The 16,146-nt window shown below is 71.7% G+C and carries 13 protein-coding genes; 7 read left to right on the top strand and 6 right to left on the bottom strand.

The window, feature by feature from the left end; translation table 11 throughout:
- Window positions 1–66 precede the first annotated feature (66 nt).
- The 3 genes from QSK26_RS17980 to QSK26_RS17990 are packed head-to-tail and all read right to left on the bottom strand — an operon-like array spanning window position 67 to window position 3,268.
- A complete protein-coding gene (locus tag QSK26_RS17980) occupies window positions 67–918 on the bottom strand; it encodes a carbohydrate ABC transporter permease (RefSeq protein WP_285776312.1) in 852 nt (283 codons plus the stop codon).
- Window positions 915–1,931, bottom strand: coding sequence for a carbohydrate ABC transporter permease (locus tag QSK26_RS17985; RefSeq protein ID WP_285776313.1), 1,017 nt, complete (start codon window positions 1,929–1,931; stop codon window positions 915–917). Before QSK26_RS17985 ends, QSK26_RS17980 begins: the two co-directional genes overlap by 4 nt.
- 2 nt (window positions 1,932–1,933) lie before the next feature.
- On the bottom strand, window positions 1,934–3,268 hold the full coding sequence (locus QSK26_RS17990) for a sugar ABC transporter substrate-binding protein (RefSeq protein ID WP_285776314.1): 1,335 nt from the start codon (window positions 3,266–3,268) through the stop codon (window positions 1,934–1,936).
- Window positions 3,269–3,495: 227 nt separating this feature from the next.
- Between QSK26_RS17990 and QSK26_RS17995 the strand changes: the two genes are divergently transcribed.
- From QSK26_RS17995 to QSK26_RS18005, 3 genes are all read left to right on the top strand, one after another.
- Window positions 3,496–4,680 carry an ROK family transcriptional regulator gene (locus QSK26_RS17995; RefSeq protein WP_285776315.1) on the top strand — a complete coding sequence of 395 codons (1,185 nt, stop codon included), beginning with the start codon at window positions 3,496–3,498 and terminating at the stop codon, window positions 4,678–4,680.
- 28 nt (window positions 4,681–4,708) lie between these two features.
- Complete coding sequence (locus QSK26_RS18000) at window positions 4,709–5,374, top strand: M15 family metallopeptidase (protein WP_285776316.1); 666 nt, start codon at window positions 4,709–4,711, stop codon at window positions 5,372–5,374.
- Between the two features lie 70 nt (window positions 5,375–5,444).
- Window positions 5,445–6,545 (top strand): carboxylate-amine ligase, encoded by a 1,101-nt coding sequence (locus QSK26_RS18005; RefSeq protein ID WP_285776317.1) that lies wholly within the window; start codon window positions 5,445–5,447, stop codon window positions 6,543–6,545.
- A gap of 379 nt (window positions 6,546–6,924) precedes the next feature.
- On the opposite strand, the gene QSK26_RS18010 is transcribed toward QSK26_RS18005, so the two are convergent.
- Window positions 6,925–11,931, bottom strand: coding sequence for an ATP-dependent helicase (locus QSK26_RS18010; RefSeq protein ID WP_502888722.1), 5,007 nt, complete (start codon window positions 11,929–11,931; stop codon window positions 6,925–6,927).
- A 155-nt stretch (window positions 11,932–12,086) separates the two neighbouring features.
- On the opposite strand from QSK26_RS18010, the gene QSK26_RS18015 reads away from it, so the two are divergent.
- Window positions 12,087–12,575, top strand: a complete 489-nt coding sequence (locus QSK26_RS18015; protein ID WP_285776319.1) for a VOC family protein — start codon at window positions 12,087–12,089, stop codon at window positions 12,573–12,575.
- Window positions 12,576–12,658: 83 nt separating this feature from the next.
- Here QSK26_RS18015 and QSK26_RS18020 read toward each other — a convergent pair whose 3' ends face one another.
- Entirely contained in the window at window positions 12,659–12,865 is a 207-nt protein-coding gene (locus QSK26_RS18020) for a hypothetical protein (protein ID WP_285776320.1), read from the bottom strand.
- A 146-nt stretch (window positions 12,866–13,011) separates the two neighbouring features.
- On the opposite strand from QSK26_RS18020, the gene QSK26_RS18025 reads away from it, so the two are divergent.
- On the top strand, window positions 13,012–13,206 hold the full coding sequence (locus QSK26_RS18025) for a DUF3046 domain-containing protein (protein WP_285776321.1): 195 nt from the start codon (window positions 13,012–13,014) through the stop codon (window positions 13,204–13,206).
- Window positions 13,207–13,210: 4 nt separating this feature from the next.
- Here the strand turns inward: QSK26_RS18025 and QSK26_RS18030 are convergent, their stop codons facing one another.
- Window positions 13,211–13,483, bottom strand: coding sequence for a hypothetical protein (locus QSK26_RS18030; protein WP_285776322.1), 273 nt, complete (start codon window positions 13,481–13,483; stop codon window positions 13,211–13,213).
- Between the two features lie 246 nt (window positions 13,484–13,729).
- Here QSK26_RS18030 and recA point away from each other — a divergent pair, with 246 nt between their 5' ends.
- Both recA and recX read left to right on the top strand, forming a co-directional pair.
- On the top strand, window positions 13,730–14,866 hold the full coding sequence (gene recA, locus QSK26_RS18035) for a recombinase RecA (protein WP_285776323.1): 1,137 nt from the start codon (window positions 13,730–13,732) through the stop codon (window positions 14,864–14,866).
- Between the two features lie 15 nt (window positions 14,867–14,881).
- Window positions 14,882–16,117 (top strand): recombination regulator RecX, encoded by a 1,236-nt coding sequence (gene recX, locus QSK26_RS18040; RefSeq protein WP_285776324.1) that lies wholly within the window; start codon window positions 14,882–14,884, stop codon window positions 16,115–16,117.
- Window positions 16,118–16,146 lie beyond the last annotated feature (29 nt).

Consider the following 16,146-nt stretch of genomic DNA (forward strand, 5'->3'; position numbering starts at 1 on the left):
CCTCACCTTTGCTGTGAGTCGTGGATGGCACGGCTCCGCCCGGGTGGGCGGGAGCCGTACCGCAGGTCAGCCCTTGACGGCGCCGGCGACCAGGCCGGAGACCATGCGCCGCTGGACCAGGAGGAAGAACACCATCACCGGGATCGTCATCAGCGTGGACGCGGCCATGATGGCGCCCCAGTCGGTCGATCTCTGGCCGATGAAGAACGTCAGGGCCCGTGGCATCGTGAAGTTGCCCGAGTCGTTGATCAGCGTCAGCGCGAAGACGAACTCGTTCCACGCCGTGATGAAGGCGAAGATGCTGGTCGCCACCAGGCCGGGCGCGACGAGCGGGAAGAGCACCTTCCAGAAGGTGGCGGTCCGGCCCGCGCCGTCGATCCACGCCGCCTCCTCCAGTTCCTTCGGCACCGCGGCGACGAAGGTGCGCAGCATCCAGACCGAGAACGGCAGCGTGAGCGCGATGTTGATCACCACGAGGCCGAGCAGCTGGTCGTACAGGCCGAGCCGCCTGACCATGAGGAACAGCGGGATCAGCAGCGCCTCGGACGGGATCATCTGCACGATGAGCAGCAGAATCAGGAAGGAGGTGCGGAACCGGAACCGGAAGCGGGCCACCGCGGTCGCGGCGAGCAGTGCGATGACCGCGCCCACCAGCACGGCGCCCAGTGAGACGATCATGCTGTTGAGCAGGTACCGCCAGATGGAGTGCCCGGCCACGCCCCTGGTGAACACCCGTTCCACGTGCTCGAACGTGGGGTCGAGCGGGAACGGGATGAAGTCCGTGGTGAAGATCTCGTTGTTCGGCTTGAACGCGGTCGCGACCATCCAGTAGACGGGGAACACCGCGAACAGGAAGACCGCGACCCCGGCGGTGTTGAGGGCGACCCGGCCCAGGCGCTTACGGGCGGTCGGGCTCATCGCACGTCCTCCGACTTCACGATCTGCCGTACGTAGACGGAGGTGATCAGGAGCAGGATCACGGTGAGCACGATCGCGATCGCCGCCCCGAGTCCCATGTCCGCCGGCGGGTTGAACGCCTCGACGTAACTCCAGACCGAGAGGTTGAACGCGTCACGCGGCATGTTGGTGCCTCCGGCGAGCAGGAAGAGCTGGGTGAAGACCTTGAAGTCCCAGATCATCGAGAGCACCACGAGCACCGCGAAGACCGGCCGCAGCAGCGGGAAAGTGATCTTCCAGAAGGTGCGGACGGCGCCGGCGCCGTCCACCCTGGCCGCCTCGTAGAGCTCGGAGGGGATGCTCTTCAGCCCGGCGAGCACCGAGACGGCGATGAACGGGAAGGACGCCCAGACGACGGCGACGACCAGCACGAAGTAGATCGAGAGCGTGTCGTTCAGCCAGGGCTGCCCGGTCCAGTCGGCGCGGCCGAAGACCGCCTGGGAGAGCCAGTCGGGCAGCAGGTTGAGCGCCCAGTTGACGATGCCGGCGTCGGCGTCGAACTGCCACTTCCAGATGATGGCCTGCGCGGTGGGCGGCACCGCCCAGGCGGCCATGGTGCCCACCACCACGAAGATGGACATCTTCGGGCCGAGCTTGTGCATCAGCAGTCCGACCAGCGTGCCGAACACCAGCGTCATCGTCACCGCGACCAGCGCGAACAGCACGGTGTTGCGCAGCGAGGTCCAGAACAGCTCCGATTCGAGGACCTGGCGGAAGTTGTCCACGCCCACGAATTCGGCGGGCAGCGGGTTCCTGGCCCGGAACTGCCGGAGCCCGACCTCCTGGAAGGACATCTGGAGCATCTGGACCAGCGGGTAGAGCAGCAGCGCCGCGATCACCAGCAGGCAGGGGACGAGCAGGAGGTACGGGATCGCCCGGGGGGACAGGCGGCGGGTGCGCGCAGCCCGGTTGCGGGGGCCCCGCGCCGGGGCGGAGGAGTTTCCGCCCCGGGCGATGGTTGGTGTCTGCGCCATGACTACTGCTGGTTCAGGATGTCTTCGAGTTCCTTGTTGGCGTCCGCCAGCGCGGTGTCGATGTCCTTGTCCCCGCCGATGACCGCGCGGGCCGCGTTCTGCAGGACGGCCTTGGTGTCGTTGGCCTCGGCCCAGTTGGAGTCGGCCGGGAAGCCCTTGGCGACCGCGAACGTGTCGGCGAACGCCTTCTGCGCCGGGTCGTTGGCGTACTCGGCGAGGGCTTCCGGGTAGAGCGGGAGCAGGCCGTTCTCCTTGGCGTACCGGCCGCCGAACTCCTTGCCCGCGGCGAGCTTCACGTACTCGGCGGCCAGTTCGGGGGCGTCGGTGTCCTTCCAGACGGCGATGTCGTTACCGCCCTGGAAGGCCGGGGCCGGGCCGCTGCCGTCCTTGGCCGGGAGGGAGAAGAAGCCCATCTTGGCCGCGTCGACCTTGCCCTTGCTCTGCTCTTCGATCGTCGCGATGTCCCAGCCGCCGGTGACGTACATGCCGACCTTCTCGGCGGCGAACCGCTGGGAGATGTCCACGGAGTTCAGCGTGAGCCGGGACTTGCCGGACACGCCGTCCTTGGCGACCAGGTCGGTGTAGAACTGGAAGCCCTCCTTGAAGCCCGGCTGGGTGAGCTTGCCGACCCACTTGCCGCCCTCGAAGGCGGCGAAGTCGCCGCCGGCCGACCAGACGAACGGCGAGAGCGACATGTTGGCGTCGGAGCCGCCGTTGAAGGCGAAGCCGTCGACGTCGGAGCCCTTCTCGTCCACGATCTTCTTGGCCGCCGCGCGCAGCTCATCCCAGTTCTTGGGCTCGGAGATGCCGAGCTCCTCGAACCAGTCCTTGCGGTAGAGCACGGCGCGGGTGCCGCCGCCCCACGGCACGGCGTAGATCTTGCCGTCGATCGTCTCGTAGCTCCACAGGTTCTGCGGGATCTGCTGGAAGTCGGGAGTGGACTTGACGACGTCGGTGATGTCGGTGAGCGCGTCCTGGGCCACCCACGCGGCGACCTGGTCGTTGCCGAACTCCGTGACGTCCGGACCCTCACCGCTGGCGAGGGCGGTGGTCCACTTGTTCTGGGCGTCCGGCCAGGGGATCCACTGCAGGTCCACCGTCGCTCCGGTGGTCTGGGTGAACTTGGTGTTCAGGTCGGTCATGTATTTTTCGAACACCTCGTTGGGCGCGCCCAGTCGCCACACGGTCAGCTTCTGACCGGCGAACTTGGGGCCGGTGCCGGAGGCGGTCGCGCCCGCCTGGGGCTCCGTGGCGGATTCACCGCTGCCACAGGCGGCAAGACCCAGGGCGAGGGCGGCCGTGGTGGCCGTGGTAATGGCGATCTTGGAGATCTTCACTGTGGGTTGTTCTCCCTTCCCGGCTTCGCGTCGGGGGTCGCGCTCATCGGGGGCGCACGCCCGGCGGAGGCGGCGCGCGCCTTGTTGAAGGCACCCTCCGCTGGCGGTCGGCGCCGTGACATCCCGAGGCCGGATGCTTGCCTGCGGGCTGACTGCCGCTAAACTAACAAGAAACTTTCTTAAAAAAAACGCCCGTTAGCGGATCGTGACGAGAGGGGAGCCGATCCTTGCCCCAACGCCCTGGCACACCGAGGCTGCTGCGTCAGCTCAACGACAGAGCCGCCCTGGAACTGCTGCTCGCGGCCGGGCCGCTCACCCGCTCTGAGCTGGGCGAACGTACGGGCCTTTCCAAGGTGACGGCCGGTCAGCTGCTCTCCCGGCTGGAGGCGCACGGCCTGGTGGCGGTGGTCGGCGAGCAGGTCGGCGGGCGCGGCCCCAACGCCGCACTGTACGGGCTGGTGCCCTCCAGCGCGTACGTCGCGGGGCTGGAGGTCCTGCCGGACAGCGTCACGGCCGGCGTGGCCGACATCACGGGGGAGGTCATCGCCGAGATCACCGTCGATCCGAACGGTCACGGCGACCCGGTGAAGGTGGTGCACAGCGCGGTCCGGCAGGTGTGCGAGACGGCGCGGGTGGAGATGACCCGGCTGCGCGCCTGCGTGATCGGCACCCGGGGCGTGGTCGATCCGCGCACCGGAGACGTGCGATTCTCCTTCGACCTGCCGGCCTGGCACGAGGGCGTGCTCGCCGCGCTGAGCGAGACCCTCCAGCGGCCGGTGACCATCGAGAACGACGTGAACCTCGCCCTGATGGCCGAGCGGGCGTACGGCGCGGCGCGCGGGGTGCCGGACTTCGTGCTGATGTGGGCCGGGATCGGGCAGGGGCTCGGCGTCATGCTGGGGGACCGGCTGCACCGGGGCAGCACCGGCGGCGCCGGCGAGATCGGCTGGTTGCCCGTGCCCGGCGAGCCGCTCCCGGTGAACGTCACCGAACCCCAGTCGGGCTCGTTCCAGCGGCTGGTAGGGGCTCAAGCCCTTGCCGACCTCGCCGCCGCCCACGATCTTCCCACCGCTCCCATAACTACCCATATCGCCACAGCAGTCTCTATTCTCCCTCCTCCTGCCCCTTATGGGGCGTTTCTTGATGAATTAGCGGGACGGCTGGCGATCGGCGTGGCGGCGGTGGCGGTGGTGCTCGACCCCGGGCTGATCGTCCTGTCCGGCGCCGTCGGCAAGGCCGGCGGGGCCGAGCTGGCCGCCAGGGTCGAGGAGGCCGTGGCCCGGATCTGCCCCAGCCGCCCCCGGGTCGCCGTCACCGAGGTCGAGGGCAACCCCGTCCTGCGCGGCGCGCTGCTCGCCGCCCTGGAGCGCGCCCGTGAAGAGGTGTTCAGCGGCACGCTGGAGGGCTGGTAGAAACCGCGCTGTGTGAGAATGGCGGACCATGCGCGACATCGTCCTGATCTCCGATCCCCGTGTGACCGCGATACCCGTCGAGGAGATGGGGGAGCCACTGCTCGACGTGCGCGGGCGGCTGCTGGTCGATGACCGTCTCGCCGACGAGCAGGGCGCCTACGCGCATCTGCGTGAAGGACTCGTCAGCCGGCTGCTGGACGCCGACCGCCGGTTGCCCGAGGGGTACCGGTTGATGGTGGTCGAGGGGTATCGGCCGTCTTCGTTGCAGCTGAAGTACTTCAACGACTACAAAGACGGCTTGGCTGCGACATTTCCTGAAATGTCGCCCGAGGAGTTGCACAGGGCGGCCAGCCGGTACGTCTCCCCGATCGAGGTCGCGCCGCACACCGCCGGCGCCGCGGTGGACCTGACGCTGTGCGTCCTCGACGGCGCCGAGCCGCGTGAGCTGGACATGGGCACCGCGGTCAACGCCAATCCGGAGGAGAGCGACGGCGCCTGCTACACCGGCGCCCCGAACATCTCCGCCGAGGCCCGGTCGAACCGCAAGATCCTCGGCGACGCCCTGGCGGCGGCCGGGCTCGTCAACTATCCCACCGAGTGGTGGCACTGGTCCTACGGCGACCGCTACTGGGCGATGACCACCGGTGTCGGCGCCGCGCTGTACGGCCCATTCGCACAGCCGTACATATCGTGACAAGGGCTGAGGAAGGGTCGTAAAGGGAACATCTCAGGTGGACCCCGCTTCTGCCGAGAGGTGGCACCTGATGATCGAGGCCCTTCCTCTGCTCGGAATCGAAGAAGAGTACCTGGTGGTGGACCCGTGCAGCCGGCACGTCGTACCCGCCGCCCACGAGGTGCTGCGCGCCGCCGCCCCGCTCCTCGGCGACGACGTCGCCAAGGAGATCACCCGCCTCCAGGTCGAGGCGCGCACCCCGCCGTCCGCCGACCTGGCCGAGCTGGCCAACCGGCTGCAACACACCCGCAGACAGGTGGCGGAAGCGGCGGCCTCCCGCGGCCTCGCGGTCATGGCCTGCGGCATCCCGGTGCTCGGCCCGGTGGTGCCGCCGCCGCTCAGCGACGGCGACCGCTACGAGCGGGGGCTACGCGTCTACGGTGCCCTCAACGACGAGATCAGCATCTGCGCGCTGCACGTGCACGTGGACGTCCCCGACCCCGAGCACGCCGTTTACGTCGGCAACCACTTACGCCCCTGGCTGCCGATCCTCATCGCGCTGACCGCCAACTCGCCGTACTTCCTCGGGCGTGACACGGGCTACTCCTCCTGGCGGGTGATCAGCTGGAGCCGGTGGCCGGTCGCCGGCGCCCCGCCGTACTTCTCGTCCTTCGCCGACTACGAGAACTCGCTGGCGGCCCTCACCGAGTCGGGCGCGCTGATGGACCGCGGCACCGTCTTCTGGGACGTACGGCCCTCGCCGCGCCTGCCCACCATCGAGATCCGGGTCGCCGACGTGCCGCCCGACCTGACCGACAGCATGACCGTCGTCGGACTCGTCCGCGGCCTGGTGGTCACCGCGCTGACCGCCATCGCCCGCGGCGACCTCGGCCCGCCGATCCCCGGCGAGGTGCTGCGCGCCGCGTACTGGCGCGCGGCCAGGGACGGCCTGCGCGGCGAAGGGCTCGACCTGCACCACGCCACCCTGGTCCCCGCCGAGCTGCTGGTCCGCCGGCTCCTCGACCACGTCCGCCCCGCCCTCGCCGAGATCGGCGACCTGCCCCTCGTGGCGGAGGGCATCGACCGCCTCCTCACCCGCGGCTCCGGCGCCGCCCGCCAGCGCCGCGCCTACGCCCGCCGCGCCAGCCTCCCCGACGTCGTAGACGACCTCATCAAAGCCACCACCACCTAACCCCCCACCCCCTAACCCCACACCCTCCGACCCCGTGACCTGACCCCGCACCCTCCGACCCCGTCACCTGACCCCACACCCTCCGACCCCGTGACCTGCCCCCGTCACCTGCTGACCCTGTGACCTGACCCCCAGCATCGAACTTCCACCACCCTCCTCCCACCCCCCCCTGGCCTCACCCACCCCGCTCCTGGCCTCACACACTCGGATCGTGGAGGTACGCCCCGGGCGACGAGGTGATCGCCACACCCCCCACCCCACTCCCCGATCCCGCGACCGACCCGACCCTCGACACCGAGTTCAGCCCACGTGGCGCAATCACCCACCGGACACCGGGCCCACGTCCAGAACGCGGTGCGGCGCCCCGCCGGGTGTGCCGTCAGGCGCGGATTCGCAGGCCCCGGGGCGTGGGGTGGAAACCGGCGGCCTCCAGGGCGGCGGCCAGGGGCGAGTCGGCGATGGCGCCGCCGTCGGCCCGCTCCACGGTCAGCTTGCCCAGCGCCCCGTCGCGGACCGCGAGGGCGAGCGCGTCCACCGCGGGCTGGACGCGCTCGTCCTCGGTGAACGACAGCAGCGTCTTGCCGCCCCGCTCCACGTAAAGGATCAGGTGCCCGTCGACCAGCACGACCAGCGCTCCGGCCTTGCGCCCCGGCTTGTGGGTCACCTCACCCGGATGCCCGGGCCAGGGCAGAGCCGCCCCGTACGGATTGGCGGGATCGGCCGCCGCCAGCACCACCACCCGACGAGCCCGCCGCCCCCCGGCCGGTCCGACCCCCGCACCGCCACCCGGCACCCCCGGAGGCAACGCCCCGGCCCAAGGATCATCGAACCCGCCCCCGCCACGCACGACCTCTCCAGGCAGGGGAACCCCGCTCCCAGGCATGGAAACCCCGGTCCCACCCCGCCCGACACCACCGGACGGCCCGCCCCGATCAGGCCCGCGGCCCCACGGCCCGCCCTGCTCAAGCCCGCCGCCCCACGGCTCGCCCCGACCAGGTCCGCCGCTCCAGGGCTCGCCCTGGTCACGCTCACCGCCCCACGGCCTGCCCCGGTCATCCTCGCCGCCCCCGGCCGCGCCGCCGGCCGCCCCGCCGTCGGCCGCCCCGCCGTCGGCCGCCCCGCCGTCGGCCGCCCCGCCGCCGGCCGCCTCGGCACCGGACAGCCCGCCACGTTCGCCCCCTCCCGGGCGGGGAAGCGACGTGCTCATGGCGCGCATGCGGTCGACCGCGCCCGGCAGGGCGAACTGTGCGCCGCCGAGACCCTCGACGAAATACCCCCGGCGGCAGCGCCCGCTCTCCTCGAACACCCGCAACACCTGGTAGACGGCGGAGAACCCGCCGGGAAGGCGCTCGGCGGCGACCGCGCCCCTGGTCACCACGCCGTGCCGCTCCAGCAGCACCTCGGCCTGTGCGTGCGCCCGCTGGGTGGCGTCCGCGCCGGGCTCGGGCAGCAGCCACCATCGGCCGCTCACCGTCGGCGGCCCGCTGCGGGTCGGCAGCACGGCTCTGCGCCGCCGGGTCGAGGCCGGTCGATGAGCGGGCCGGCCCGTGCCCAGGGTCGCCCGGAGCGGAGCCAGCGTGTCCCCGGTGACCAGCCCCGCCCACACGAGATCCCACAACGCGGCGGTCAGCGCCCCGTCATCGGGTGCCGTCGCCCGCGCCGGGGAGGCGTCCCCGCCGTGCAACGACGCGGAGAGCAGCCGGTTGGACAGCTCACGGAAGAACAGCGCCCCGCCCCCGCCCAGAAGGTCGAGAACCTCCCGGTGCAGCGGCGTCATGGTGATCTCGACCGGCACGGGCAGCAGCAGCGGGGCGGTGTCGGCGAAGTAGAGCGCGACCCAGCCGTCCCCGCCGGGCAGGGACCCCTGCCCGGCCCAGATCACCTCACCCGACGCGGTCAGCTCGTCGAGCAGGGCGGGAGAGTAACCGGGGACGCGGGAGGGCAGCACCAGCGTCTCCAGCGCGGAGGCGGGCACCGCCGCGCCCTGAAGCCGCTCGATCGCCGCCACCAGCGCGTCCATCGCCCGCCCGGCCCCGGCCGCGGCCCTGGCGCCCCCCGCGCCGCGATCCACCGTGACGCCGTGCCACACGGGCGTGAAATCGGCCAGCGTCTCCGGCGCGACCGGCTCCACCTCCTTGCGCAACCGGGCCAGCGAGCGGCGTCTGAGCAGCCGCAACACGCCCGCGTCGCACCACTCCTCACCTCGGCCGCCGGGCCGGAACTCGCCGTTCACCACCCTGCCGGTCGCGGCCAGGCGGCGCAGCGCGTCGGTGACCACGGCGACGCCGAGCCCGAACCTCGCCGCCGCCGTGCCGGCCGGGAACGGCCCCCGGGTGCGCGCGTGCCGGGCCACCAGGTCGCCCAGCGGATCGGCCACCGGCTCCAGGAACGCCAGCGGCACCCCGACCGGCAGCGGCGCCCCCAGCGCGTCGCGCAGCCGTCCCGCGTCCTCGATCGCGGCCCACTGCTCCTGCCCGGCCACCCGGACCCTGATCGCCCGGCGCGCCCGCTCCAGCTCCTCCAGCCAGCCCGGATCGCCCTCCCGCACGCTCACGTCGGCCGCGAGCAGCGGGCCGTGCGAGCGCAGCAGGTCGGCGAGATCCTCCGTGTCGCGCAACGGCCGGTCCAGCCGGGCCAGCTCGCGCTCGGTGTCGCCGACCACGTCGGGATCGAGCAGCTCCCGCAGGTCGGCCTGGCCGAGCAGCTCGGCCAGCAGGCTCGTGTCCAGCGCGAGCGCCTGCGCCCGCCGCTCGGCCAGCGGAGAGTCACCCTCGTACATGAACGCGCCGATGTAGTCGAACAGCAGCGACGCGGCGAACGGCGACGCCTGCGTGGTCTCCACCTCCACCAGGCGCACCCTGCGCGCGGCGATGTCACGCATCAGGCTCACCAGGCCGGGCACGTCGAACACGTCCTGCAGGCACTCGCGCATGGTCTCCAGCACCACGGGGAACGAGCCGTAGGCCGAGGCCACGTTGAGCAGGTGGGCGGCGCGCTGGCGCTGCTGCCACAGCGGGGTACGCCGCCCGGGCGTCCGGCGTGGGAGCAGCAGCGACCTGCCCGCGCACTCGCGGAACCTGGAGGCGAACAGCGCCGACCCGCCCAGCTCCTCGACCACGATCTGCTCGATCTCCTCGGCGTCGAACGCCGCCACGTCCGACGGCGCGCCGTCGAAGGTGTCCGGAACGCGCAGGACGATGCCGTCGTCGGAGTGGACCGTCTGCACGTCCGTGCCGTACCGCTCGCGCAGCCGCCGGCCGATCGCCAGCGCCCACGGCGCGTGGACCCGCGCCCCGTACGGCGAGTGCACCACGATCCGCCAGTCGCCCAGCTCGTCGTGGAAACGCTCGACCAGCAGGGTGCGGTCGTCGGGCACGTAACCGGTCGCCTCACGCTGCTCCGTGAGATAGGAGAGCAGGTTGCCCACGGCGTAGTCGTCGAGCCCGGCGGCGCGCAGCCGATCCTCACCGCCGCCGGACACCTCGCGCAGGAACGCGCCGATCGCCCGGCCCAGCTCGGCCGGCCTGCCCGGGGCGTCACCGTGCCAGAACGGCAGCTTCCCCGGCTGCCCGGGAGCCGGCGAGACGAGCACCCGATCGGCCGTGATGTCCTCGATCCGCCACGACGTCGCCCCCAGCACGAACACGTCGCCGACCCGGGACTCGTACACCATCTCCTCGTCGAGCTCGCCCACCCGGGACGCCTTCTCCCCGACGAGGAACACCCCGAACAGGCCGCGGTCGGGGATCGTGCCGCCGTTGGTGACGGCCAGCCGCTGTGCGCCGGGACGGCCGCGCAGCGTGCCGGTCACCCGGTCCCACACGACGCGCGGGCGCAGCTCGGCGAACTCCTCGCTCGGATAACGCCCCGCCAGCATGTCGAGCGTGGCCTCCAGCGCGCTCCGCGGCAGCGTGGAGTAGGGCGCGGCGCGTCTGATGACGGCCTCCAGGTCGTCGACCGTCCACTCCTCCAGTGCGGTCATGGCCACGATCTGCTGGGCCAGCACGTCGAGCGGGTTGCGCGGGTAACGCAGCTCCTCGATCTCACCCGTCTTCATCCGCTCGGCGACGACCGCCGTCTGGACCAGGTCGCCGCGGTATTTGGGGAAGATCACCCCACGGGACACCGCGCCCACCTGGTGGCCCGCCCGGCCGATGCGCTGCAGGCCGCTCGCCACGCTCGGCGGCGCCTCCACACAGGCCACCATCTCGACCGAGCCCATGTCGATGCCGAGCTCCAGGCTGGAGGTCGCCACCACGGCGGGCAGCCGCCCGGACTTCAGCGCCTCCTCGATCTGCGCCCGCTCCTGCTTGGACACCGACCCGTGGTGGGCGCGCACCACCTCCGGCGGGGTGCCCCCGCTCGCCCCCGCCTGCGCCATCAGCTCCGCGGGCGTGCCGAGCGACCCGCGGGGCCGCGGCGGCCCCGCCTCCGGCGGCGGATCATCCCCGCCCGCGCCGGTGCGCTCCCAGGCCAGCTCGTTGAGCCGGGTGCACAGCCGCTCGGAGAGCCGCCGCGAGTTGGCGAACACGATGGTCGAACGGTGGGCCTCGATCAGGTCGAGCAGCCGCTCCTCGACGTGCGGCCAGATGGAACGGCGACCGGACTCGGGCCGCCAGGCATCCCCCTCCTCGCCGGGGGCGCCGGACTCCACCGGGCGGTCGAGCTCGGTCATGTCCTCGATCGGGACGATGACGTCGACCTCGATGACCTTGTCGGAGGGAGGCTGCACCACGGTCGCCGGGCGGGTGCCGCCGAGGAACGCGGCCACCTCGCTCACCGGCCGCACGGTGGCCGACAGTCCGATGCGCTGCGCCGGTCGCTCCAGCAGCGCGTCGAGCCGCTCCAGGCTCAGCGCGAGATGCGCGCCGCGCTTGGTCGCCGCCACGGCGTGCACCTCGTCGACGATCACCGTCTCCACGGTGCCGAGCGCTTCGCGCGCCTGGCTGGTCAGCAGCAGGAACAACGACTCGGGCGTGGTGATGAGGACGTCGGAGGGCCTGGCCCCGAACCGCCTGCGGTCCTCGGCGGGCGTGTCGCCCGAGCGGATCGCCACCGAGATCTCCGGCACCGGCAGGCCGAGCCGCCGCGCCGTCTGCTTCATCCCGGTCAGCGGCGCGCGCAGGTTGCGCTCCACGTCGACCGCGAGCGCCTTGAGCGGCGACACGTAGAGAACCCGGCAGCCCCGCCGCGCCTCCCGCTCCGCCTCCCCGGCGGCGTGCTCGGCGGCCAGCCGGTCGAGCGCCCACAGGAACGCGGCCAGCGTCTTGCCCGAACCGGTGGGCGCCACCACGAGCGTGTTGTCGCCGCGCGCGATCGACGCCCAGGCCCCCTCCTGGGCGGGCGTGGGCGCGGCGAAGGCACCGGTGAACCATGCCCTGGTCATCTCGGTGAAGTGGTCGAGCGCCGATCCGGTCACCGTTTCATCATGCAACGCGCCACCGACAGAAACGGCCGCCGGCCGTACGGGGAGGGGCGCGGAGGAGATTGTCACGACGCTGAGAGGTTCGTCGAGCACGATCGCGGACATACAGCTCGGGTATGAGCATCGACTACGAGGCCATAGCGGCATCGCGTGACCGGATCAGGGCAAGACGCCTGAACGGCCACCGATCACGAAGCAGCGCGCGAGGACTCCACCATTTCGCCCTTGTCTGCTCCGACGTCGAGCGGACGATCGAGTTCTACCAGGACCTCCTGGAATTCCCCCTCACCGAGATCTTCGAAAACCGTGACTACCCCGGTTCCAACCACTTCTTCTTCGACATCGGCAACGGCAACCTGCTGGCGTTCTTCGACTTCCCCGGTCTCGACCTCGGCCCCTACCAGGAGGTCCTCGGCGGGCTGCACCACATCGCGATCTCGGTCGATCCCTCCACCTGGGAGCGGCTGCGCGGCAAGCTGGAGGCGGCCGGGTTGCCGCACCAGATCGAGAGCGGCGCCTCGATCTACTTCCGCGACCCCGACGGGGCCCGCGTCGAGCTGCTCGCCGACCCCCTCGGCGAGATGTACGGCTCGCACGTGCTCTGACCCGCCGCCGAGCCCTCCGGCGGCTCGGACGGCCCGGCCGGTCCCGGTTCGTCCCCCGGGCTCATCGCTCCCGCCGGCGTCCCTCAGCGGCGGGAGCGCCGCCCGGCCCCCTCCGGATCGGCGGCCCGCCGCCCGGCGCGCTCGGCCTTCGCCCGGGCCACCCCGTCGCGCAGTTGCGCGGTGAACCTCCGCCGCCGCGCCCGGCGCCCCAGCCTCTCCACGCGGGTGAGCCTGGTCGCGGGGGAGAAGGCGATCGCGAAGAGGACACCTGTGAGCGACGGTTTCGGCATGGGTGGGGTCTACCCTCCAAGCGGCCCGCCTCAAGCCTGCCGTACTCCGACGGCGGGCGAGAACGGCCCCGCGAAGCCCGCGAAACGGACACGAGGCGTCCCGGGTCACGGCCCTTTCACGTTGCGGCCGGACCCATACTTGAAGGATGCGCCTGACGGATTTCTGGAACCGGATGAACACCCACTTCGGTGAGACGTACGCGGAGTCGTGGTCTCGTGACTTCGTGCTCTCCGAGCTGGGCGGGCGCACCGTGTCGCAGGCGCTGGCCGAGGGCGAGTCGGCCAAGACCGTGTGGCGCGCGGTCTGCGCCGTGGCCGACGTCGACCCCAGGCTGCGCTGACCGCTCACGGCCTGTCGGAGAGCAGTTTCCTGATCAGATCGGCGGTCTGCCCGGGATTGCCGGTGCCCTCCTGGCCGTCGGGCGACCACAGGAAGAGCCAGCCGTCCGCCGAGGGAGTGGCGAAGACGATGGTCTGCCTGCCCGTGCCAGGGCACCAGATCCACAGGACGGGGGCCGTCTCGCCCCCGAGCATCCGGCCGACGAGCCCGCGATCGGGGAGACGGGCGGCCAAGGCTTGTAGATGGACACGGCGTTGCTCGGCGAACGTGCTGGTCACGTGGGCACCCCAAGGTCGTCTCCATTAAGGATCTCCCCAGCTCAGCCCGCTTACAACAGCCGGGAGCACAATGTCCGGGAATGTCGCTCCGCGGATGGTCCCGGAGTGCGTGTTCGGCGGACGATCGAACAGCCGTTCGGCTATATTGGGGGAGGCCGACTCCGGTGCCCGCCGGAAAATGTCGGTGGCACCCCGTAGCTTTCACGCGACGGAAACGACAGACCACGACCCTCCTGGGGGCATCCAATGGCAGCCAACGACCGCGAGAAGGCCCTTGAGACGGCACTCGCCCAGATCGAGCGCCAGTTCGGCAAAGGCTCGGTCATGCGCCTCGGTGACGAGACACGAGCTCCCATCGAGGTGATCCCGACCGGTTCCATCGCGCTCGACGTGGCGCTCGGCATCGGCGGTTTCCCTCGTGGCCGGATCGTGGAGGTCTACGGGCCCGAGTCCAGCGGTAAGACCACCGTCGCCCTGCACGCGGTGGCCAGCGCGCAGCGCGCGGGCGGCATCGCGGCGTTCATCGACGCCGAGCACGCCCTCGACCCCGAATACGCCAAGAAGCTCGGCGTCGACACCGACGCCCTCCTGGTCTCCCAGCCCGACACCGGCGAGCAGGCGCTGGAGATCGCCGACATGCTGATCCGCTCCGGCGCGGTCGACATCATCGTCATCGACTCCGTGGCCGCGCTGGTGCCCAAGGCCGAGATCGAGGGCGAGATGGGCGACAGCCACGTCGGCCTCCAGGCCCGCCTGATGTCCCAGGCCCTGCGGAAGGTCGCCGGCGCCCTCAACAACACCGGCACCACCGCCATCTTCATCAACCAGCTCCGCGAGAAGATCGGCGTCATGTTCGGCAGCCCGGAGACCACGACCGGTGGCAAGGCGCTCAAGTTCTACGCCTCCATCCGGCTCGACGTCCGGCGCATCGAGACGCTGAAGGACGGCACCGAGCCCGTCGGCAACCGCACCCGGGTCAAGGTCGTCAAGAACAAGATGGCACCCCCCTTCCGCCAGGCCGACTTCGACATCCTCTACGGCATGGGCATCTCGCGTGAGGGCGGGCTCATCGACATGGGCGTGGAGCACGGCTTCGTGCGCAAGTCCGGCGCCTGGTACACCTACGAGGGCGACCAGCTCGGCCAGGGCAAGGAAAACGCGCGTAACTTCCTGAAGAGCCACCCCGACATCGCCAACGAGGTCGAGAAGAAGATCAAGGAGAAGCTCGGCGTAGGCCCGCGCATCGACGCCCCCGCGGAGCCGGTCCCCGCGCCGGCCGCCGGAGCGACCTCCACGGCCACGGCAGCCCCCCGGGCCACCGCCGCGGCCGCACGTGGCAAGGCTGCCGCCGCCGCGACGGCGCCCAAGCCGGGTGACGTCTGATCGGCGTGACCGTAGATGGCGGTGAGCGATCCCCGTGGCCCCTCTGACGAGACAGGGCCACGGGACTGGGGAGCATGGCCCGACATCCCACCGGGCCCCACGGCTCCCATAACCCGAGACGCCCCGGCCGACCTGGCCGACTCGGACGACCCGGAGGGTTCGGCCCCGGCGTGGCCACAGGGTCCGCTGGGGTGGGACGAGCCGGGGTGGGACGAGCCGAGGCCGGACGCATGGGGTGGCCCCGGACGCGGTGGCCCCGGACGCGGTGGTCTCGGATGGGGCGGGCCGGGGGAGGGCGCCGCCGGTCCGGAGCCGGAGAGACAGCGCAAGGGCCGCCGGACGGCCCGTGGCCGAGGGTCCGCGCCTGAGGGAACCCCGGGGCGGGGTACGTCCCGCGCGTGGGACGCGTTCCTCGGCCGGGACGAAGCCGCCGAGCCCCGAGTCGGCGAGCCTGGAGCCGGGGAGTTCGGAGCCGACGAGTACGCGGGTGGCGGAGCACAGGCCGGTCGTGCGAAGGCCGGTGATGCCGGTGGCTTGTGGCGTGGTGGCGACGCGGGCGCGCGGGACGGTGCTCGGGAAACCGGCAGGTCGCGACGCGGCCGGGGAGCGAAAGCGCGGGGAGTCGAAGACCGGGGAGCGAAGGTACAAGGAGTCGAGGACTGGGGAGTCGAAGAGCGGGGAGCCGAAGGGGACGGCTGGGGAGGCGGCCGGTCACGGCGTCGCGGGGGAGCGGGGGCGGATCGGCCAGAAGACGGTGATCCGCAGGCCGTGGCCCGGGCCATCTGCCTGCGGCTGCTCACCATGGCGCCGCGGACCCGGGCACAGCTCGCGGAGGCGCTGCGGAAGCGGGAGGTGCCCGACGACGCGGCCGAGGCGGTGCTCGCCCGCTTCTCCGACGTCGGCCTGATCGACGACGCGGCGTTCGCCGACGCCTGGGTGAGCTCGCGTCACGCCGGGCGCGGCCTGGCACGGCGGGCCCTCGCCGCCGAGCTGCGCCACCGGGGCGTGGACGACGACACGGTGCGCGACGCGGTGGACCGTCTCGACCCCGACCAGGAGGTGGAGACGGCCAGGCGGCTCGTCGCTCGCAAGATGGCGTCAACTCGCGGCCTTGACCCCGCGCCGCGCACTCGCCGCCTCGTCGGGATGCTCGCCCGAAAGGGATATTCCGCTGGGCTGGCTTTCCGGGTGGTCCGCGAGGCACTGGAGAGCGAAGGAGCCGAAGTCGCCGAGGATGAATTCTTCGAGTGACGGAGAGTGAGAGAGACACGGTTTCATCA

The organism is Microtetraspora sp. NBRC 13810 (assembly GCF_030268685.1).
Taxonomy (GTDB): Bacteria; Actinomycetota; Actinomycetes; order Streptosporangiales; family Streptosporangiaceae; genus BSRQ01.